The sequence below is a fragment of the Streptomyces malachitofuscus genome (genome assembly GCF_055571035.1).
Window position 1 is genome coordinate 122,604 of record NZ_JBVIGA010000012.1, and the last position, 19,199, is coordinate 141,802.

At 71.5% G+C, this 19,199-nt stretch carries 17 protein-coding genes; 14 read left to right on the forward strand and 3 right to left on the reverse strand.

The genetic code is table 11. The features are described from left to right. The first annotated feature begins 236 nt into the window (after positions 1-236). Positions 237-1,496, forward strand: coding sequence for a polysaccharide deacetylase family protein (locus ACZ44S_RS19145; protein ID WP_466930475.1), 1,260 nt, complete (start codon positions 237-239; stop codon positions 1,494-1,496). Between the two features lie 3 nt (positions 1,497-1,499). Here the strand turns inward: ACZ44S_RS19145 and ACZ44S_RS19150 are convergent, their stop codons facing one another. Continuing rightward, positions 1,500-2,480, reverse strand: coding sequence for an ATP-binding protein (locus ACZ44S_RS19150; protein WP_466930478.1), 981 nt, complete (start codon positions 2,478-2,480; stop codon positions 1,500-1,502). Between the two features lie 101 nt (positions 2,481-2,581). On the opposite strand from ACZ44S_RS19150, the gene ACZ44S_RS19155 reads away from it, so the two are divergent. Beyond that, complete coding sequence (locus tag ACZ44S_RS19155; protein WP_466930480.1) at positions 2,582-3,406, forward strand: Fic family protein; 825 nt, start codon at positions 2,582-2,584, stop codon at positions 3,404-3,406. A gap of 404 nt (positions 3,407-3,810) precedes the next feature. Here ACZ44S_RS19155 and ACZ44S_RS19160 read toward each other — a convergent pair whose 3' ends face one another. Further along, positions 3,811-4,644 (reverse strand): HAD family hydrolase, encoded by an 834-nt coding sequence (locus ACZ44S_RS19160; RefSeq protein WP_466930482.1) that lies wholly within the window; start codon positions 4,642-4,644, stop codon positions 3,811-3,813. Between the two features lie 583 nt (positions 4,645-5,227). Here ACZ44S_RS19160 and ssd point away from each other — a divergent pair. The 7 genes from ssd to ACZ44S_RS19195 all read left to right on the forward strand — a co-directional run bounded on the left by ssd (position 5,228) and on the right by ACZ44S_RS19195 (position 10,341). Then, positions 5,228-6,334 (forward strand): septum site-determining protein Ssd, encoded by a 1,107-nt coding sequence (ssd, locus tag ACZ44S_RS19165; RefSeq protein ID WP_466930484.1) that lies wholly within the window; start codon positions 5,228-5,230, stop codon positions 6,332-6,334. Further along, complete coding sequence (locus tag ACZ44S_RS19170; protein WP_466930486.1) at positions 6,331-7,542, forward strand: TadA family conjugal transfer-associated ATPase; 1,212 nt, start codon at positions 6,331-6,333, stop codon at positions 7,540-7,542. The genes ssd and ACZ44S_RS19170 overlap by 4 nt, the downstream gene beginning before the upstream one ends. Then, positions 7,539-8,414, forward strand: a complete 876-nt coding sequence (locus tag ACZ44S_RS19175; protein WP_466930489.1) for a type II secretion system F family protein — start codon at positions 7,539-7,541, stop codon at positions 8,412-8,414. The genes ACZ44S_RS19170 and ACZ44S_RS19175 overlap by 4 nt, the downstream gene beginning before the upstream one ends. Further along, positions 8,411-9,196: a type II secretion system F family protein gene (locus tag ACZ44S_RS19180; RefSeq protein ID WP_466930491.1), complete on the forward strand. Its 786-nt coding sequence runs from the start codon at positions 8,411-8,413 to the stop codon at positions 9,194-9,196. Before ACZ44S_RS19175 ends, ACZ44S_RS19180 begins: the two co-directional genes overlap by 4 nt. Before the next feature lie 104 nt (positions 9,197-9,300). Continuing rightward, the gene (locus ACZ44S_RS19185) at positions 9,301-9,510 is read left to right on the forward strand and encodes a DUF4244 domain-containing protein (protein WP_190166658.1); all 210 of its coding nucleotides are present in this window, start codon (positions 9,301-9,303) and stop codon (positions 9,508-9,510) included. Further along, positions 9,497-9,862, forward strand: coding sequence for a TadE family type IV pilus minor pilin (locus ACZ44S_RS19190; RefSeq protein ID WP_466930493.1), 366 nt, complete (start codon positions 9,497-9,499; stop codon positions 9,860-9,862). The genes ACZ44S_RS19185 and ACZ44S_RS19190 overlap by 14 nt, the downstream gene beginning before the upstream one ends. Continuing rightward, positions 9,859-10,341: an Rv3654c family TadE-like protein gene (locus tag ACZ44S_RS19195; RefSeq protein ID WP_466930495.1), complete on the forward strand. Its 483-nt coding sequence runs from the start codon at positions 9,859-9,861 to the stop codon at positions 10,339-10,341. Before ACZ44S_RS19190 ends, ACZ44S_RS19195 begins: the two co-directional genes overlap by 4 nt. Here the strand turns inward: ACZ44S_RS19195 and ACZ44S_RS19200 are convergent. Continuing rightward, complete coding sequence (locus ACZ44S_RS19200; RefSeq protein WP_466930498.1) at positions 10,322-12,868, reverse strand: DEAD/DEAH box helicase; 2,547 nt, start codon at positions 12,866-12,868, stop codon at positions 10,322-10,324. The genes ACZ44S_RS19195 and ACZ44S_RS19200 overlap by 20 nt on opposite strands. Positions 12,869-12,947: 79 nt before the next feature. Between ACZ44S_RS19200 and bldG the strand changes: the two genes are divergently transcribed. The 5 genes from bldG (at position 12,948) to ACZ44S_RS19225 (ending at position 18,954) form a co-directional block, all read left to right on the forward strand. Next, positions 12,948-13,289 carry an anti-sigma factor antagonist BldG gene (gene bldG / locus ACZ44S_RS19205; RefSeq protein WP_003991900.1) on the forward strand — a complete coding sequence of 114 codons (342 nt, stop codon included), beginning with the start codon at positions 12,948-12,950 and terminating at the stop codon, positions 13,287-13,289. 114 nt (positions 13,290-13,403) lie between these two features. After that, positions 13,404-13,841, forward strand: coding sequence for an ATP-binding protein (locus tag ACZ44S_RS19210; protein ID WP_190166661.1), 438 nt, complete (start codon positions 13,404-13,406; stop codon positions 13,839-13,841). 320 nt (positions 13,842-14,161) lie between these two features. Next, positions 14,162-16,567 carry a sodium-translocating pyrophosphatase gene (locus ACZ44S_RS19215; protein ID WP_466930501.1) on the forward strand — a complete coding sequence of 802 codons (2,406 nt, stop codon included), beginning with the start codon at positions 14,162-14,164 and terminating at the stop codon, positions 16,565-16,567. A 195-nt stretch (positions 16,568-16,762) separates the two neighbouring features. After that, positions 16,763-17,353 carry a small secreted protein gene (locus tag ACZ44S_RS19220; RefSeq protein ID WP_190166663.1) on the forward strand — a complete coding sequence of 197 codons (591 nt, stop codon included), beginning with the start codon at positions 16,763-16,765 and terminating at the stop codon, positions 17,351-17,353. Positions 17,354-17,424: 71 nt separating this feature from the next. Beyond that, positions 17,425-18,954 (forward strand): DUF7059 domain-containing protein, encoded by a 1,530-nt coding sequence (locus ACZ44S_RS19225; protein WP_466930504.1) that lies wholly within the window; start codon positions 17,425-17,427, stop codon positions 18,952-18,954. Positions 18,955-19,199: the final 245 nt, after the last annotated feature.

Below are 19,199 nucleotides of genomic sequence, written 5' to 3' on the forward strand. Positions count from 1 at the left end.
GGGATGTGAGCACAATCAGTAAACGAATCGTAATTCGGAGTAAAGGGCTGGCATAGACTTTCCGGGCAAATGGGGGATGTAATCACTCCGGCGAGTGAAGCAGCCATTTCATCGGCTTGTCGTATTAATTCCTTCTCTGTTCCGTGCGACGTTGGCGGCGCCGTCGGAAAGGACCGGCACAGCACCCGACATCGGGCTCATCGAGCTCGGCCCGAGAGAAGGAAGAAGGTGGGCGGATGGCCGCCACCCACAGAATCGCCGCGGGTACCGTGATCGCCGCTGTCTGCGCCGCTTCGCTCACCGCCTGCGGCGCGGGCACCGACATCACCGGCAAGGAGGAGAAGCCCCAGCCGGCCCCCGCGCCGAAGAACGTCGTCCGGCTGATCGGGGACGGCTCCACCGCCTACACCGGGGCCCAGCCGCACCTGCCGCGGCCCGAGCGGCTGAAGCCCGGTGAGAAGCCACCACAGTTCGTCGTCTTCTCCTGGGACGGCGCGGGCGAGGACGGCCAGAAGCTCTTCTCCCATTTCCGCAAGGTCGCCAAGAAGAACGACGCGACCATGACGTACTTCCTGAGCGGCGTCTACCTGCTGCCGGAGGAGAAGCGGAGTCTGTACGATCCGCCGCAGCATTCCCCCGGGCGCTCCGACATCGGCTTCAACGACCGGCAGGGCATCGCCGACACCGTGAAGCAACTGCGGCTGGCCTGGCTCGAGGGCAACGAGATCGGCACCCACTTCAACGGACACTTCTGTGGCGGCGACGGTGGGGTCGGCGCCTGGTCGGTGGCGGACTGGAAGGACGAGATCGCCCAGGCCAAGCGCTTTGTGCAGACCTGGAAGACCAACGCCGGGATGAAGGACGCGGCCCCGCTGCCCTTCGACTACGACAAGGAGCTCATCGGCGCCCGCACTCCCTGTCTGGAGGGGCAGAAGAACTTCATGAGGGCCGCGCGCGATCTGGGTTTCCGTTACGACACCAGCGGGGTCAACAACCAGGTGTGGCCCGCGAAGAAACAAGGGCTGTGGGACCTGTCGATGCAGCTCGTGCCCTTCCCCGGGCACTCCTTCGAACAGCTCACCATGGACTACAACTTCATGGTCAACCAGTCCGGCACCACCACCCAGGGCGACCCCGCCAAGCACGAACTCTGGGGCGACCAGATGCGCGACGGCCTGCTCCAGGGCTTCGAACGGGCCTACCAGGGCAATCGGGCGCCCCTGATCATCGGCAACCACTTCGAGTCCTGGAACGGCGGCACGTACATGCGTGCCATCGAGGAGGTCATCGAGACGGTGTGCCCCAAGGCCGACGTCCGCTGTGTCTCCTTCCGGCAGCTGGTGGACTGGCTGGACGCCCAGGACCCGGCCACCTTGAAGAAGCTGCGCTCGCTGGGCGTCGGCGAGGCCCCGAAGAAGGGCTGGAAGTCCTTCCTGGCCGGCGGCCCCGCCCCGGCGCCCAAGGGGGCGCCCGGGTCCCCGGCGGCGAAGGGCTGAGCGTCAGGCGGACGTCGTGACGGTGTCTCCCAGCACGAAACCGGGGTCGACCTGCGCCGCCAGGTCGGCCCCCGTCCGCTCGTTCCCCCACGACCGGGCGTTCTTCAGATGGAAGTGCACCATCTGGCGGGTGTAGCGCTCCCGGTCGCGCAGTTCGTACGTCGCGTCGGCCGCCGACCGCATGAGGCGCAGGGCGTGGCGGTTGGCGTCCTCCAGGAGGTCGAACCGGGGCGGCCGGCCCTTCTCCAGGGAGCGGACCCAGTCCGAGTGCCCCACCGTCACCAGCAGGTCGTCCCCGACCTCCGCGCGGAGGAAGTCGAGATCGTCGGGGCCCTGCACCTTGTTGCCGATGACCTTCAGGGCGACGTCGAAGTCCCGGGCGTACTCCTTGTACTGGCGGTAGACGGAGACCCCCTTCCGGGTCGGCTCGGCCACGAGGAACGTGATGTCGAAGCGGGTGAACATGCCGGAGGCGAACGAGTCGGAGCCGGCGGTCATGTCGACCACGACGTACTCGTCGGGGCCGTCGACCAGGTGGTTCAGGCACAGCTCCACCGCTCCGGTCTTGGAGTGGTAGCAGGCGACCCCCAGGTCGGCGTCGGTGAAGGGGCCGGTGACCATCAAACGGACCGCTCCGCCGTCGAGTTCCACCGGACGCGCGCAGGCGTCGTAGACCGGATTGTCCTCACACACCCGAAGCAGCCGGGAGCCCTCACCGGGTGGCGTCGTCTTGATCATCGTCTCCGCGGACGCGATGCGCGGGTTGTCGCCCCGCAGGTACTCCTTGATCAGCGGAAGGTGGTCGCCCATCGCCGGCACGCCGGCCGCCACCCTCTCGTCCAGGCCCAGCGCGACCCCGAGGTGCTGGTTGATGTCGGCGTCGACCGCGATCACCGGGGTACCGCCGGCCGCGAGATGACGGATGAACAGGGAGGACAGGGTCGTCTTTCCGCTGCCGCCCTTTCCCACGAAAGCAGTTTTCATGTTCACCAAGGGTAGTGGATCGGTGGCTTTGGGTGATGCGTGAGCGTGAAGAAGACCACTCCATCGTGGGGCGGGCCCTCCGGGTGCGTAGTGTCGTACTCATGAGTACGACAGGCGCGACCGCCGATCCGCTCGCGGCCCTGGGCGCCTTGCCCGGAGTGGCCGATTCCGTGGAGACCGTGCGCAAGGCCGTGGACCGGGTCTACGGCCACCGGGTCATGCGGCGGCGCAGCAACGAGATCACCTCCGAGGCGGCGCTGCGCGGCGCCCGTGGCTCGGCGGCACTGTCGGGTGCGGACTGGGCCCTGGAGGAGGTGCGCCGGCGCAGTGACTTCAGCGGCGACGACCAGGCGCGCACGGTGGGCGCGGCCCTGCGCCTGACCGCCGAGGCGGGGCAGTTGCTGTCCATCTGGCGGCAGTCGCCGCTGCGCGTGCTGGCCCGGCTGCACCTGGTCGCGGCGGCCGACAAGGCCGAGCAGGTCGGACGGCCGCGGCAGGAGGGCGAGCCGGTCGACGAGCCCCTGATCGGGCTTCCCCTGCCGGGCGCGGCGGAGGCGCACGGCCGGCTGGACGGGCTGTCCGGGCTGATCATCGAGGGCGGCTCCGCACCGGCGCTGGTGACGGCTGCCGTCGTGCACGGTGAGTTGCTCGCGCTGCGTCCCTTCACCTCCCACAACGGGCTGGTCGCGCGTACGGCCGAACGCATCGTGCTGGTCGGCAGCGGCCTCGACCCCAAGGCCGTCTGCCCCGCCGAGGTCGGACACGCCGAGCTGGGGAGCGAGGCATATCTGGAGGCGCTGGAGGGCTATGTCTCCGGGACGCCCGAGGGGGTGGCCGCCTGGATCGCCCACTGCGGTCGGGCGGTCGAGCTCGGGGCCCGCGAGTCGACAGCGGTGTGTGAGGCCCTGCAGCGCGGGGCGGCGTGAACGCGACGGTGTGAGAGGGCGCGGCCTGGGGCCGCGCAGAGATGCGGCGGTACGAATACTCGTACCGCCGCTGGCATGTCCACCGGGTTACCAAGCGTCCTCGATATATGCCCATCAGGTCGGGAGCTTTGCCCGTCACCTGGTGCGGCTGGCCCGTAATCGACGGGTCGACGTCGCGTGGGTGCCCGATGTTCATGCTCGGTCCGTGGGGCCAAATGCGTTAAAAGGTGATCCTCTCGGATGTCCTTGGTCTCGCGGGCCGTTAAGTCCTTTGTACTCCGGGTTCCCAGTAAGCGGAAGTCCTGGGTCTGCTTCTTTACTTTTGCGTCCAAAGGCATGCCGAACGGGCGCCGGTGCGGCGAACGCGGCCGGCGCGTCGCCGACCGGCCCGCGGAGGCGGGCGGTCAGGCCACCGAAGCGCGGCGCCGGCTGGCGTACCAGACGAGGCCCGCGGTGGCCGCCGCGGCTCCTATGGCGGCCGCCGCGACCAGGGCGGGGCGCGGCGGCACGGAAAGTGCGGGGATGCGCTGCTTGAGCCGTACCGGCCGGTGGAAGTCGAGGATCGGCCACTCGCGCGCGAGGGCCTCGCGGCGCAGCGTGCGGTCCGGGTTCACGGCGTGCGGATGACCCACGGACTCCAGCATCGGCACATCGGTCGCCGAATCGCTGTAGGCGTAGCAACGGGCCAGGTCGTAGCCCTCGGACGCGGCCAGTTCCCGGATCGCCTCGGCCTTGGTCGGGCCGTACGCGTAGTACTCCACCTCGCCGGTGAAGCACCCGTCGTCGCCGACGACCATACGGGTGGCCACCACCCGGTCGGCGCCCAGAAGCTCGCCGATCGGTTCGACCACCTCGGCGCCCGACGTCGAGACGATCACGACGTCGCGTCCCGCGGTGTGGTGCTGCTCGATGAGGGTGGCGGCCTCGTCGTAGATGATCGGGTCGATGAGGTCGTGCAGCGTCTCGGCGACGATCTCCTTGACCTGCTGGACGTTCCAGCCTCGGCACAGGGCGGACAGATACTTGCGCATCCGCTCCATCTGGTCGTGATCCGCGCCGCCGGCGAGGAACACGAACTGGGCATATGCGGTACGCAGGACCGCCCTGCGGTTGATCAGACCGCCTTGGTAGAACGACTTGCTGAACGTGAGCGTGCTCGACTTCGCAATGACCGTCTTGTCCAGGTCGAAGAAGGCGGCTGTGCGGGGCAAGGAGTGGTTTTCCACATCCTTGAGCATAGGCGCAGCCCATTCGGCGTAAGGTGGGGCGCGTGGGTTTGCCTGAGAGGGCTCTCGGGTACACCATGGAAGTCACGGATCGTTCGCGACCGTGTCTAACCCGGTCCGACTCCTCCCCCCCCGAGTCGGCCGTGGGGACGACCCCCGCTCTCCCCCCCGGCGGGGGTCGTCGCATGTCCGGACGCGTTTTCTCCGCTCGGCCCCATGCTCGAAGTGCCGTGGTGGAGCCCGTCGGCAGGGACTTGACGTGTGCATGAATAGTTACCGCCGGTAGTCACGGGGCTGCCCTGTGGGACCTACACGCAAGGTGCCCAGGACTCACCGGTATGGGTGACCGCGATATTCACAGCTGTGGTCCCGTCCACAGTTTTCCACCAAGATCCACACGTTTTTCCGGATCGCTGCACCGTGATTCCAGCGCGACCCGCTCGCCACGAGTTCCTGTCCCGGTTCCGATTGCCGGGTCGCGTTCGGCCGGTTTCCGCCGGCCGCTCACAGGAAGACCGCTTGGCCGGTTCTTCGCACGTCTGGGAATCGCGGGGCCGCAGGGGCTGCGCGAGACAAGCAGCAAAGGGGGACGAACATGAACGGAACCATCACGCACGATCCGCCGCCCGCCTCCGGGGGAGGCCGGCCGGGCGCACCTCTGATTGTCACCGAGGACGCCGGACTCCTCGACGACCTGTTGCGTCTGTGCGCGGCGGCCGGCGCGACACCCGAGGTCCATCACGGGGTGCCCGAGCCGAGGGGCAGCTGGGAAGCCGCTCCGCTCGTCCTGGTCGGCGACGACGCCGCCCGGCGGGTGCGCGGGGCGGCACGCCGGCCGGGCGTGGTGCTGGTCGGCCGTGACCAGGACGACTCCGGAGTCTGGCGGAGGGCCGTCGAGATCGGCGCCGACCACGTGCTGATGCTGCCCGACGGCGAGCAGTGGCTGGTCGACCGCATCGCCGACGTGGCCGAAGGCGTCGGACGGCCCGCCCTGACCGTCGGAGTCATCGGCGGCCGGGGCGGTGCCGGAGCGTCCACACTCGCGTGCGCGCTCGCCGTCACCGCCGCGCGGGAGGGACTGCGCACGCTCCTCGTGGACGCCGATCCCCTGGGCGGCGGGCTCGACGTGGCCCTCGGCGGGGAAACGGCCAAGGGGTTGCGCTGGCCCGCGTTCGCCGCATCGCACGGGCGGGTGGGCGGCGCCGCCCTGGAGGAATCACTGCCCGAACTGCACTCGTTGCGGGTGCTCAGCTGGGATCGCAGCGACTGCCTCGCCGTACCGCCCCGGGCCGTCCGCGCGGTGCTCGCCGCCGCCCGGCGCGGCGGAGGCACCGTCGTGGTCGACCTGCCGCGCCGTGTCGACGACGGCGTCGCCGAGGTCCTCGCCCAGCTCGACCTCGGGCTCCTCGTGGTCCCCGCGGAACTGCGCGCCGTCGCCGCGGCGGGCCGCGTCGCCTCCGCCGTGGGCATGGTCCTGCGCGACCTGCGGGTGGCAGTGCGGGGCCCGTACGCACCCGGCCTGGACGACCGGGAAGTGGCCCGGCTGCTCGGACTGCCGCTCGCGGGAGACCTGCCCGTCGAGCCCTCCCTGCAGCGTCCGTACGACGCGGGACGGCCGCCCGGTGCCTCGGGCAGGGGGCCGCTGGCCCGCTTCTGCAAGGAGTTCTGGGAGCGCGCACTGGTGGAGGCGAGGGCGGCATGAGCAGTGCGGTGACGAGCGGCGCGGGAATGCCTCCGGGTCTGCTGGACGGGGTGCGGCGGTGGCTGGCCGAGAGCGGGGCCGAGCCGACACCCGCGCGGGTGGCGCAGGCCCTGCGGGAGCAGGGGCGGGTGCTCGGGGACGCCGAAGTGCTGGGGGCGGCCGAGCAGTTGCGGTCGGAGCTGGTCGGCAGCGGACCGCTGGAGCGGCTGCTGGCCGATCCCTCGGTGACCGACGTCCTGGTGTCGGCGCCTGACCGGGTCTGGGTGGACCGGGGCGGCGGACTGGAACTCACCGAGATCGCCTTCCCCGAGGAGACGGCCGTCCGGCGCCTGGCACAGCGGCTCGCCGCCGTGGCCGGCCGGCGCCTGGACGACGCCCGCCCCTGGGTGGACGCGCGGCTGCCCGACGGGACCCGTCTGCACGCGGTACTGCCCCCGGTGGCGGTCGGCGGGACCTGCCTGTCGCTACGGGTCGTGCGGCCGCGCGCCTTCACGCTCGACGAGCTGACGGCGGCCGGGACCGTACCGCCGGGCGGAGACCGGGTACTGCGGGCACTGCTGGACGCCCGGTTGTCGTTCCTGGTCAGCGGGGGCACCGGCAGCGGCAAGACGACGCTGCTGAGCGCGCTGCTGGGACTGGTCGGCCGCGACGAACGCGTCGTCCTGGCGGAGGACTCGGCGGAACTGCGGCCCGAGCATCCGCACGTCGTGCGCCTGGAGACGCGGCCCGCCAACCAGGAGGGCGCGGGCCTCGTCACCCTCGAGGACCTGGTGCGCCAGGCGCTCCGGATGCGGCCGGACCGGCTCGTGGTGGGGGAGGTGCGCGGCCCTGAGGTGGTCCATCTGCTGGCCGCCCTCAACACGGGCCATGAAGGCGGCTCGTGCACGGTCCATGCCAATGCGGCGGGTGATGTGCCGGCCCGGCTGGAAGCGCTCGGCACGGCCGCCGGACTCGACCGCTTCGCGCTGCACAGCCAACTGGCGGCCGCCGTCTCGGTGGTGCTCCACCTCGTACGCGACCGGAGTGGCCGGCGGCGGATCGCGGAGGTGCATGTGCTGGAGCGGGACCCGTCGGGGCTGGTGCGGACGGTACCGGCGCTGCGGTGGGGGCCGGCGGCGTTCCTCCCCGAGCCGGGCTGGGAGCGGCTGCGGGAGCTGCTCCGGTCCGCGAACGCCGGTGACGGACGGCGAGAGGGGACCGGGGGATGAACGGCACGAGCGAGGTGTCGACGGGCGCGGCCGCGGCCTGCCTGGGAGTCGCGGCGTGGTTGCTGGGCGGCGGGTGTGCGGGGGCCAGGCGGACACGGTTGCTGCTGGCCGGCGGCGGCGCGGTGGGGAGCGGGCCGCCGGGTTGGGCCCGGGTGCTTCGCGAGTGGGCGCGGATCCGAGGACGGCTGGGTGCCGAGTGGTGGTCGTTGGCCGCGGGGCTGGTGCTGGCGGTGCTGGGTGCGTCGGTGCTGCCGGTCGCCGCGGGGGCGGCCGGAGTACCCCTGCTGCGGCGGGTGCTGCGCGCCACCGTGGAGCGCAGGGCGCAGGAGAGGCGTCGGCAAGCGGTGATCGCGTTGTGCGGGGCGCTGGCGGGTGAGGTGCGCGCCGGGCGGCAGCCGGGTGAGGCGCTGCCGCCGGCCGCGCGGGACTCCGGCGGGCTCGGTGATCTCCAGGCCACCGTGCTGGCGGCGGCGCGGTTCGGCGGGGACGTCCCCGCCGCGCTCGCGGCGGCGGCACGGCAGCCGGGCGCCGAAGGGCTGCGAGGGCTCGCCGCGTGCTGGCGGGTGGCGGTGGACCAGGGTGCCGGACTCGCGGCCGGGCTGGACCGGCTGGGGGCGGCGCTGCGTGCGGAACGGGACCAGCGGGCCGATCTGCGGGCCCAGTTGGCCGGTGCCCGCGCCACGGCGGTGATGCTCGCCGGGCTCCCGGTCGTGGGTCTGGCACTGGGCGCGGCCCTCGGCGCCGACCCGCTGCACATCCTGCTGCACACCTCGTCGGGACTGGTCTGTCTGGCGGTCGGCGGGGTGCTGGAGGGGCTGGGGCTGTGGTGGGCGCTGCGGATCATGCGAGGTGCCGAGGAGGGGGCGGCGTGAGCGGAGAAGTTGTCCACAGGCTGGGGGCGGCTGTGGGGACCGTGTCGGCGCTCCTCTGGCTGGCGGCCTGGTGGGACCGCACGCGGCGCGAGCGGGGAGTGCGGCGGCGTCTGGCCGGGATGCGGGCGTCGGAACGCACGACACCCGCCTCACGCCCCGGGTTGCCGCGTGCCGTGCGGAGATGGCTGCCCCACACGGGCGTGGTGTGTGCCGGCTGGGTGCTGGTGGGTGGCCCTGTCGGCGTGGTGGTCGGGCTGGTCGCCGCGGCCGGGTTGTGGCGATGGCGGCTGCGGCGGACGTCGGCAGCGCACCCACGCGGGCCGGACACCGCGCAAGCGGCACGGCAACTCCCCCTGGCAGCCGACCTGCTGTCCGCCTGCGTCGCTGCGGGTGCCGGCCCGGTACTGGCGGCACAGGCCGTCGGGGAGACCTTGGGCGGGCCGGTCGGGGAGGCGCTGGCGCGGGGCGCGGCGGAGGTGCGGCTCGGCGGTGAACCGGCGGCGGCGTGGCGCCGGTTGGAGTCCCTGCCGGGTGCCGTGCCGTTGGCGCGGCTGCTGGAACGGGCCGCTGCGTCCGGGCTTCCCCTCGCCACCCCGGTGGGCCGGTTCGCCGTCGAGGCCCGCGCGGAGTGGGCCCGCGCGGCGACCGCGCGGGCCCGGAGAGCGGCCGTCATGGTCAGCGCGCCGGTGGGGCTGTGCTTCCTGCCCGCGTTCATCGCGGTGGGCGTACTGCCCGTGGTGATCGGACTCGCGGGTGGGGTGCTGGGAGGAGGTGGTGCGTGACGGGCGATCCAGGCAGGGCCGGCAGGACGGCGACGGGGCCGGCGGATACGGCGGAACGAGCAGTACCCACAAGATCAAAGCGAGTTTTCCTCAAGGGAGTCGAGATGTATCAGGCGGTGCGGGCACGACTGCGTGCTCTGGTGTGCAAGGCGCGTGCGGCACGGAGGGACGCCGGAATGGTGACCTCGGAGTACGCGATGGGAATCGTGGCGGCCGTGGCGTTCGCCGTGGTGCTCTACAAGGTCGTCAACAGCGGACCGGTCAGCACGGCGCTGCGCAACATCGTGCAGCAGGCACTCGATGGCCGGATGTGAGCGTCGCGCCGACCGCGGGTTCGTGACGGCGGAGGCGGCCATGGTGCTCCCCGTGCTGGTGATGTTCGCGACGGCGCTGGTCTGGGGCCTGCTGGTGGTGGCGGCGCAGATCCAGTGCGTGGACGCGGCCCGCACCGGCGCTCGCGCGGCGGCCCGGCAGGATCCGTACGACGCGGTCGTGGAGGTGACCCGCGAGGCGGCACCGCCCGGCGCCCGGATCACGGTGCACCGGGAGGCCGAGCAGGTCCGGGTGGTCGTCGAGGCCAGGCCGCCGGTGCTGCACGGGCTGCCGTTCGATCTGCGGGAGGAGGCCGTGGCGGCGGTGGAGGAGATGGCGGCGGTGGGAGCGTGAGCGCCCGGACCGGCAAGCGGTGGCTTCGCGGGAGTCGAAGGGGCGGGCCCTACTCCGACCAGGGGTCGGCGACCGTGTGGAGCGTCGGGGCGATTGCCGTGCTGTGCGTGGTGTTCGGCATCGTGCTCGCCCTCGGACATGTCGTCGTGACCCGGCACCGGGCCGCCGGCGGAGCCGACCTGGCGGCGCTCGCGGCCGCCGATCACTGGACGGCGGGCCGCACGGCGGCCTGTGCGCGGGCTGACCGGGTGGCCCGGGAGCAGGGCACACGGCTCGTGCGGTGCGTGCTCACCGGCGAGGCGTCGGACGTGTCGGTGGCGTCGGGCCGGGGCCCGTTCACGGTGGAGGTCAGGGCACGCGCGGGGCCTGCCGGTCCGGCGGAACCTCCGCCGGGGGTTCCGGCTCCCGGCCCGGCCGGGGTTCCGGCGCCCGCCCCGCTCCTGCCTCCGCCCGCCCCGGCTACGCCTCCGCCCCCGTAGCTCCGGCCGCCCCGACTCCACCGTCCGCCTCGCTCACCCCAGCCGTCCCCGCGGCACCGTCCGCCTCCTCCGGCTTCTCCGCCGGTGCGCCCTCCAGCAGCACCGTGAGGAGGCGTACCGCACCCCGCTTGTGCAGAGGGTCGTTGCCGTTGCCGCACTTGGGGGACTGGATGCAGGAGGGGCATCCGGCGTCGCACTCGCAGGAGGCGATGGCCTGACGGGTGGCCGTGAGCCAGGCACGGGCGGTGTGGAAGGCGCGTTCGGCGAAGCCCGCGCCACCCGGGTGGCCGTCGTGGACGAAGACCGTGGGCAGCAGGGTGTCGGGGTGGAGCGGGACCGAGACGCCGCCGATGTCCCAGCGGTCGCAGGTCGCGAAGAGCGGAAGCATGCCGATCGACGCGTGCTCGGCGGCGTGCAGGGCGCCGCCGAGGATCTCCGGGTTGATCCTGGCCCGGTCCAGCTGGTCCTCGGTGACCGTCCACCACACCGCTCGGGTGCGCAGAGTACGCGGAGGGAGGTCGAGTTTCGTCTCGCCCAGCACTTCGCCGGTGATCTGACGCCGGCGCAGGAAGGAGACCACCTGGTTGGTGACCTCGACGGAGCCGTAGCAGAGGCGGCCGTCGCCCCACGGGATCTCGGTGTCCGTCTCCAGCACGGAGATCGACGTGGTGTCCCGGGCCACCGTCGTGTAGGTCGGGCTCGCCCGCTCGACCAGGGCGACGGAGTCCTCCAGGTCGAGGGAGCGCACGAGATAGGTGAGGCCCTGGTGCAGATGGACCGCGCCCTCGTGGACGCCGGTGTGCGCGGCGCTTGCGTCGACCGTGCCGAGCAGCCTGCCCGTACCGGCCTCGACGACCTGCACCGGCCGGCCGCCCTCGCCGCGGATGTCGGTCAGATCGGCGGCCCGCTCGCGGCGGGTCCAGTGCCAGGCCCTGGTCCGCCGCCGTAGCAGCTTCGCGGCCTCCAGCTGCGGGAGCAGGTCTTCGGTGGCCGGACCGAACAGGGGCAGGTCCTCGTCGGTCAGCGGAAGTTCTTCGGCAGCGGCGCACAGGTGCGGGGCCAGCACGTAGGGGTTGTCGGGATCGAGAACCGTGGATTCCACGGGCCGGTCGAAGAGGGCCTCGGGGTGGTGGACGAGGAAGGTGTCCAAGGGGTCGTCGCGGGCGACCAGGACGGCGAGGGCGCCCTGGCCGGAGCGTCCCGCGCGGCCGGCCTGCTGCCACAGGGACGCCCGGGTCCCCGGATAGCCGGCGATCACCACCGCGTCCAGGCCGGAGATGTCCACCCCGAGTTCGAGGGCGTTCGTCGTCGCGAGGCCGAGGAGTTCACCGGAGTACAGGGCGCGTTCGAGAGCTCGGCGCTCCTCGGGGAGATAGCCGCCCCGGTAGGCTGCGACACGCCGGGCCAGCGAGCGGTCGACCTCGGCGAGGCGTTCCTGGGCGATCACCGAGATGAGCTCGGCGCCACGCCGGGAGCGCACGAAGGTGACCGAGCGGATGCCCTGCACCGTGAGGTCGGTCAGCAGGTCGGCGGCCTCGGCGGTGGCCGTACGGCGGACGGGGGCGCCCTTCTCGCCGTGCAGCTCGGTCAGCGGCGGCTCCCAGAGGGCGAACACCAGTTCACCGCGCGGGGAGGCGTCGTCGGCGACCTCGACCACCGGCAGGCCGGTGAGCCGGCGCGCGGCGACCGCGGGTTCGGCGGCGGTCGCGGACGCCAGCAGGAAGACGGGCGAGGCGCCGTAGCGGGCGCACAGGCGGCGCAGCCGTCGCAGGACCTGGGCGACGTGCGAGCCGAACACGCCGCGGTAGGTGTGGCACTCGTCGATGACGACGTACTTCAGCGCCTTCAGGAAGGAGGACCAGCGGGGATGGGACGGCAGGATGCCCCGGTGGAGCATGTCCGGGTTGGTCAGGACGTAGTTGGCGTACTGGCGGATCCACTCGCGTTCCTCGAACGGCGTGTCCCCGTCGTAGACCGCGGGACGCACCGAATGGCCCAGTGGTTGTGAAAGTTCCTTCACGGACCGGCACTGGTCCGCTGCCAGGGCCTTCGTGGGCGCGAGATACAGGGCGGTCGCCCCGCGGCCGTTCGGGGCCTGCGAGCCGTCCAGGAGCGTGGACAGGACGGGCGTGAGGTACGCCAGGGACTTCCCGGACGCCGTACCGGTGGCGACCACGACCGACTCGCCGTCCAGGGCGTGCTCGGCGGCGCGTGCCTGATGGACCCAGGGATGGTCGATGCCGGCGGCCTGTACGGCGGCGACGACCTCCGCGCGGATCCGGTCCGGCCAGACGGCATGCCGACCCGCACGCGGGGGCAAGTGCTCCGTATGAGTAATGCGCGAAGCCCGGCTCGGTCCGGACGCGAGACGGTCCAGGACCACGCCCGGCGAGGTCCCGGAGGGCGTGTCCGTCGGGGGTCGATCGGATCGGTGATTCTTGGCCATCGGCACCGAGTGTGTCACTGGAGTGACGGACAATGGGGCCAAGGCGTCGTGCACGCCTGCCGGTAAGTGATTGAATGCCATCGCGGCTGGCGAACCGTCCCGGGGGCTGAGCCGAGATGCCCCAAGGGCGACCGCTCGATAGCTAGGTGCTGGAGGATCCGTGGACCTGTCCCTGTCGACCGAGACCATGGGCGATCGCACGATCGTCAGGGTCGGTGGCGAAATCGACGTATATACCGCGCCCAAGCTGCGCGAGCAGCTGGTCGAGCTGGTGAATGACGGCAGTTTCCACCTTGTCGTCGACATGGAAGGCGTGGACTTCCTCGACTCCACCGGACTCGGCGTGCTGGTCGGCGGCCTGAAGCGTGTCCGAGCCCATGAGGGCTCCCTGCGCCTGGTCTGCAACCAGGAGCGCATTCTGAAGATTTTCCGCATCACCGGCCTCACCAAGGTGTTCCCGATCCACACCTCGGTCGAGGAAGCGGTGGCGGCGACCGACTGACCACCGCGCGTTCCCGGGCCGCGCCGCCCGGGCGGCGGAAGAGAACCACGAGGAGGGCCGGGCGTCCGGCGGCCCGGCCTCTCCACAGCACGCCCGTAGTCGCGAGGGGGATGCATGGCCACCGTCGAACTCCGCTTCAGCGCGCTGCCCGAGCACGTCAGGACCGCCCGTCTCGTGGCGGCCGCGGTGGCGCGCAGGGCCGGAGTGGACGAGGCCGTCCTCGACGAGGTCCGGCTCGCCGTCGGTGAGGCGTGCACCCGGGCCGTGGGACTGCACCAGCACGGCGGCATCTCGGCGCCCGTGAAGGTGCTGCTGATCGAGGAGGAGAAGCAGTTCTCCATCGAGGTCGGCGACGAGGCGCCCCACGCGGTCCCCGGCGATCGCGGCTCCGGTGACGGATCCGGCGACACCGACGGGGAGACCGAGGAGGACGAGATGGGCCTCGCGGTCATCAGCGGTCTCGTCGACGACGTCGAGGTCAGCGCGGGGCAGCACGGCGGGTCGATCCGCATGAGGTGGCCCACCGTGCCGCCGGCCACCCTCCTCGCCTGACCGGTTCACCCGGACGGCGACCGATTTCGACGAAGGGCCCCCTGGTGGGGCCCTTCGTCATGTGCGGGTGCCGACGCCCGCCCTTACAGTGGTCTCGAGCGGTTGATCGCGTGAATTCCTTCACGATCGACCCGTGTCCTGAAAAAGCGATCACGTGAATGCCTCAGAGGCATTACCGATTTCGGGCAACTGGCCGCCCGGCGATCATTGGACAGAGTGCGTGCAGGCCATTTACATTTCACGCGCTCTGTTTTGATCAGGTTCCGGTACCTACAATCCCGTCCACATCTTGAGCTCAGCCCAAGCGTCAAGGAGGACGAATGGCGGGGCTTTCCATCTCACACGAGTCGGGCCAACCCACATCCCTCGCAGCCGCCGTGCTGACCGACGACAACCGCCTGCTCGTGGTGGTCATCGGGGTCGTCGCGCTGGCGGCGCTCGTGGTCGCGGGAGTCCTGGTACGCCAGGTACTCGCGGCCGGCGAGGGCACCGACAGCATGAAGAAGATCGCGGCAGCGGTCCAGGAGGGCGCGAACGCCTATCTGGCCCGTCAGTTGCGCACGCTCGGCGTATTCGCCGTCGTCGTGTTCTTCCTGCTCATGCTGCTGCCCGCGGACGACTGGAATCAGCGTGCCGGACGGTCGGTGTTCTTCTTGATCGGAGCGGCGTTCTCGGCGGCCACCGGATATATCGGTATGTGGCTCGCCGTACGCACCAATGTGCGCGTCGCCGCAGCGGCACGCGAAGCCACTCCGGCCGAGGGCGAGCCGGAAAAGGATCTCACCGCCGTCTCGCACAAAGCGATGAAGATCGCTTTTCGTACGGGCGGCGTCGTCGGCATGTTCACCGTGAGCCTCGGCCTGCTCGGCGCCTCCTGCGTGGTGCTGGTGTACGCGGCGGACGCGCCGAAGGTGCTCGAGGGGTTCGGCCTCGGGGCCGCGCTGATCGCGATGTTCATGCGGGTCGGCGGCGGCATCTTCACCAAGGCCGCCGACGTCGGCGCCGACCTGGTCGGCAAGGTCGAGCAGGGCATTCCGGAGGACGATCCGCGCAATGCCGCGACCATCGCCGACAACGTGGGCGACAACGTCGGCGACTGCGCGGGCATGGCGGCCGACCTCTTCGAGTCGTATGCCGTGACCCTGGTGGCCGCGCTGATCCTGGGCTCGGCGGCGTTCGGCGACGCGGGTCTGGCGTTCCCGCTCCTGGTGCCGGCGATCGGTGTCCTCACCGCCATGATCGGCATCTTCGCCGTGGCGCCGAGGCGCGCCGACCGCAGCGGCATGAGTGCGATCAACCGCGGGTTCTTCATCTCCGCGGTGATCTCGGTCGTCCTCGTCGCGATCGCCGTGTTCGTCTATCTGCCGTCGTCGTACGCGGACCTCGACGGCGTCACCGACGCGGCGATCCAGGACAAGGGCGGCGACCCGCGGATCCTCGCCCTCGTCGCGGTGGCCATCGGCATCGTGCTGGCCGCCCTCATCCAGCAGCTCACCGGCTACTTCACCGAGACCACCCGGCGTCCCGTGCGGGACATCGGCAAGACCTCGCTCACCGGCCCGGCCACCGTCGTCCTGTCCGGCATCTCCATCGGCCTCGAATCGGCTGTCTACACCGCGCTGTTGATCGGTCTGGGCGTCTACGGGGCGTTCCTGCTCGGCGGTACGTCGATCATGCTGGCGCTGTTCGCGGTGGCGCTGGCCGGCACCGGCCTGCTCACCACGGTCGGTGTGATCGTCGCCATGGACACCTTCGGCCCGGTCTCCGACAACGCGCAGGGCATCGCCGAGATGTCCGGCGACGTCGAGGGCGCGGGCGCCCAGGTGCTCACCAACCTGGACGCCGTCGGCAACACCACCAAGGCCATCACCAAGGGCATCGCCATCGCCACGGCCGTACTCGCGGCGGCGGCGCTGTTCGGCTCGTACCGGGACGCCATCACCACCGGCGCGAGAGACGTGGGCGAGCGGCTCAGCGGTGAGGGTGCGCCGATGAGCCTCATGATGGACATCTCCCAGCCCAACAACCTCGTCGGCCTGATCGCGGGCGCCGCGGTCGTCTTCCTCTTCTCGGGGCTGGCGATCAACGCGGTGTCCCGGTCGGCGGGTTCGGTGGTCTACGAGGTGCGGCGGCAGTTCCGCGAGAAGCCCGGGATCATGGACTACAGCGAGAAACCGGAGTACGGCAAGGTCGTCGACATCTGCACCAAGGACGCCCTGCGCGAACTCGCCACGCCCGGGCTGCTCGCCGTGATGGCGCCCATCTTCATCGGGTTCACCCTCGGCGTGGGCGCCCTGGGCGCCTTCCTCGCCGGCGCGATCGGCGCGGGCACGCTGATGGCGGTGTTCCTCGCCAACTCCGGTGGTGCGTGGGACAACGCGAAGAAGCTCGTCGAGGACGGCCACCACGGCGGCAAGGGCAGCGAGGCGCATGCGGCGACCGTGATCGGGGACACCGTCGGCGACCCCTTCAAGGACACCGCGGGGCCCGCGATCAACCCTCTGCTGAAGGTGATGAACCTGGTGGCGCTGCTCATCGCGCCCGCGGTCATCAAGTTCTCCTACGGCGTGGACAAGAGCGTCGGGATGAGGGTGCTCATCGCGGTGCTGTCGCTGGCCGTCATCGTCGGCGCGGTGTACGTGTCCAAGCGACGCGGTATCGCCGTGGACGACGAGGACAACTCCGAGCCGAAGCCCAAGTCGCCCGATGCGGCGGTGGTTTCCTAGAGGGCGGACGGCGAACACCGGGTCAAGGTGCGGGCGTGCGGCGCGTATTGACGTGCCGCACGCCCGTACTGTGGTCCCGGCGCCATTGCCGTGAGCCTTCTCTCGCTTGGTGCAAATGGCTTCAAAAAGTGTCTTAACGGACGTTCGACGGGTGGCTGTAGTCCATCCGGCGTGTATCTTCCGGGGCCGAAGGCCATGGAAGGGACCAATCCGGTGAACAAGAAGCTCGCGGCCGCACTGTCCGGCGGTGCGGTACTGGTACTGGCGCTGACGGGATGCGGCGGCGACGACAGCAACGAGAAGCTCGACGCCTGGGCGAAGCAGGTCTGCGACTCGGTCCAGCCGCAGGCGGCGAAGATCAGATCGGCCAACGCCGCGATCCAGAAGGAGACCTCGGACAACAGCACGCCGGAAGAGGTCCAGAAGGCCGACTCCAAGGCGTTCCAGGACATGTCCGACGCCTACAAGGCGATCGGTGCCGCCGTGAGCAAGGCCGGTCCGCCGGACGTCGAGGACGGCGAGAAGAAGCAGACGGACGCGGTCAAGGAGCTCAACAGCATCTCCTCCTCGTACGCCTCGCTGAAGAAGCAGGTCGACGGCCTCGACACCGACGACCAGGCGGAGTTCGCCGACGGCCTGAAGGACATCGCCGCCGAGCTGGACGAGCTGAGCAAGAGCGGCAACGACGCCCTCAGCGCACTGGAGGAGGGCGAGGTCGGCGAGGCGATGTCCCGTCAGGAGAGCTGCCAGACCGCGACGGCGTCGGCGGGTGCCACCAAGAGCTGACGCCGCGCCGCCGGCCGCGGTGCCCCGGCCGCCGCTGCCGCGGGGCGCGCCGGGCAGGGGCGGCAGCCACAATGGAGGGCGTGAGTGACGCCAGCCTGCCGCCCCTGCCCTCGTCCGACCGTCCCGAAGCCGCCGCGCGGCTGCGGGACGCACTGCTCGAAGCCAACTTCACCGCCGACGGACTGCTCGAACTGCTCGGCGCCCCCGCGTACGCGGCACTGGCCCGCAGCGAGACCGTGCCCGCCCTCCGCGCCACGCGCGGGGACACCCCGCTGGAGACGCTCGTCCGGCTGTTCCTGCTCCAGCAGCCGGTGCCGCGCGCTCGCGTGGCGGACGTGCTGCCCGTCGGCCTCTGCGTCGAGACCGGGTGGTTGACCCCGGCCGGCGCGGACGACCTCGGCGCGACCGTGGACGTACGGCCGTACGGCGGGCCGTCCGGCGAGGACTGGTTCATCGTGTCCGACCTCGGGTGCGCGGTCGGCGGAGCGGGAGGCATCGGCAGCCGGGACGAGGGCGTGGTGCTCGGCGTCGGCGGGGCCTCGACGACCCTGGCCGGCATCACCGTCCGTACGTCCGTGACGTCCGCGCTCGACGTCGGTACGGGCTCCGGCATCCAGGCGCTGCACGCCGCCCGCCACGCCACCCGGGTGACGGCCACGGACGTCAACCCGCGCGCGCTGCACATCACCGCCCTCACCCTCGCCCTCTCCGGGGCGCCGGCCGCCGACCTGCGCGAGGGGTCGCTGTTCACACCGGTCGGTCACGACGAGACGTACGACCTGATCGTGTCCAACCCGCCCTTCGTGATCTCGCCGGGAGCCCGGCTGACCTACCGCGACGGCGGGATGGGCGGGGACGATCTGTGCCGCACGATCGTTCAGGAGGCGGGGGAACGGCTGAACGAGGGCGGGTTCGCGCAGTTCCTCGCCAACTGGCAGCACGTCGAGGGGGAGGACTGGCAGGACAGGCTCAGGTCGTGGGTGCCCCGCGGGTGCGACGCCTGGATCGTGCAGCGCGAGGTGCAGGACGTCACCCAGTACGCCGAGCTGTGGCTGCGGGACGCGGGCGACCACCGCGGCGACCCGGCCGAGTACCAGGCACGGTACGACAGGTGGCTGGACGAGTTCGAGGCGCGCGAGGTGAAGGCGGTCGGCTTCGGCTGGATCACCCTGCGCAAGTCGGGCCACGCCGTGCCCTCGGTCACGGTGGAGGAGTGGCCGCACCCGGTCGAGCAGCCGCTCGGCGAGACGGTCCGGGCGCACTTCGACCGGCTCGACTATCTGCGGGCGCACGACGACGCGGCGCTCCTCGAGGCGCGCTTCGAGCTGGCCGCCGAGGTCGTGCAGGAGCAGGTCGGGCTGCCCGGCGCCGAGGACCCGGAGCATGTCGTGCTGCGGCAGAACCGCGGCATGCGCCGGGCCACCAAGGTGGACACGATCGGCGCGGGTTTCGCCGGAGTGTGCGACGGCACCATGAGCGCGGGCCGGATCCTGGACGCCATCGCCCAGCTCCTCGGTGAGGACCCCGTGCTGCTGCGCGACCGTACGCCGGCGCAGATCCGGCTGCTGGTGGAGCAGGGCTTCCTGGAGCCGGCCCGCTGAGTGGGGACGCGGTCCCCGCAGCCCCCTGGGTCACACCGCTGTCAGGAGTCGCTCCTTTCACGCCGGTACCGGTCGCTGCCGCGCTCCGTTCACATCGGTCCGGAATTTACTTCGACGGCTTCCCCCGACCGGTTCCGGCCGAGTTGCTCCGCCCCGTAGCACTCACGTTCACCTCCGGTTCGCCCGGGCGCCGCCCGGGCGTGGCAGCGTCTCGGCCGGGCCGGTGTCACAGGACGGGAAAGAAG

What these genes read in the sequence shown, in the direction of transcription:
- ACZ44S_RS19215 (WP_466930501.1), top strand. Translation starts at nt 14,162, where the DNA reads ATGGCGGGGCTTTCCATCTCACACGAGTCGGGCCAACCCACATCCCTC.
- ACZ44S_RS19175 (WP_466930489.1), top strand. Translation starts at nt 7,539, where the DNA reads ATGAACGGCACGAGCGAGGTGTCGACGGGCGCGGCCGCGGCCTGCCTG.
- ACZ44S_RS19145 (WP_466930475.1), top strand. Translation starts at nt 237, where the DNA reads ATGGCCGCCACCCACAGAATCGCCGCGGGTACCGTGATCGCCGCTGTC.
- ACZ44S_RS19200 (WP_466930498.1), bottom strand. Translation starts at nt 12,868, where the DNA reads ATGGCATTCAATCACTTACCGGCAGGCGTGCACGACGCCTTGGCCCCA.
- ACZ44S_RS19220 (WP_190166663.1), top strand. Translation starts at nt 16,763, where the DNA reads ATGGAAGGGACCAATCCGGTGAACAAGAAGCTCGCGGCCGCACTGTCC.
- ACZ44S_RS19160 (WP_466930482.1), bottom strand. Translation starts at nt 4,644, where the DNA reads ATGCTCAAGGATGTGGAAAACCACTCCTTGCCCCGCACAGCCGCCTTC.
- ACZ44S_RS19210 (WP_190166661.1), top strand. Translation starts at nt 13,404, where the DNA reads ATGGCCACCGTCGAACTCCGCTTCAGCGCGCTGCCCGAGCACGTCAGG.
- ACZ44S_RS19225 (WP_466930504.1), top strand. Translation starts at nt 17,425, where the DNA reads ATGGAGGGCGTGAGTGACGCCAGCCTGCCGCCCCTGCCCTCGTCCGAC.
- ACZ44S_RS19155 (WP_466930480.1), top strand. Translation starts at nt 2,582, where the DNA reads ATGAGTACGACAGGCGCGACCGCCGATCCGCTCGCGGCCCTGGGCGCC.
- ACZ44S_RS19190 (WP_466930493.1), top strand. Translation starts at nt 9,497, where the DNA reads ATGGCCGGATGTGAGCGTCGCGCCGACCGCGGGTTCGTGACGGCGGAG.
- ACZ44S_RS19170 (WP_466930486.1), top strand. Translation starts at nt 6,331, where the DNA reads ATGAGCAGTGCGGTGACGAGCGGCGCGGGAATGCCTCCGGGTCTGCTG.
- ACZ44S_RS19185 (WP_190166658.1), top strand. Translation starts at nt 9,301, where the DNA reads ATGTATCAGGCGGTGCGGGCACGACTGCGTGCTCTGGTGTGCAAGGCG.
- ssd (WP_466930484.1), top strand. Translation starts at nt 5,228, where the DNA reads ATGAACGGAACCATCACGCACGATCCGCCGCCCGCCTCCGGGGGAGGC.
- ACZ44S_RS19150 (WP_466930478.1), bottom strand. Translation starts at nt 2,480, where the DNA reads ATGAAAACTGCTTTCGTGGGAAAGGGCGGCAGCGGAAAGACGACCCTG.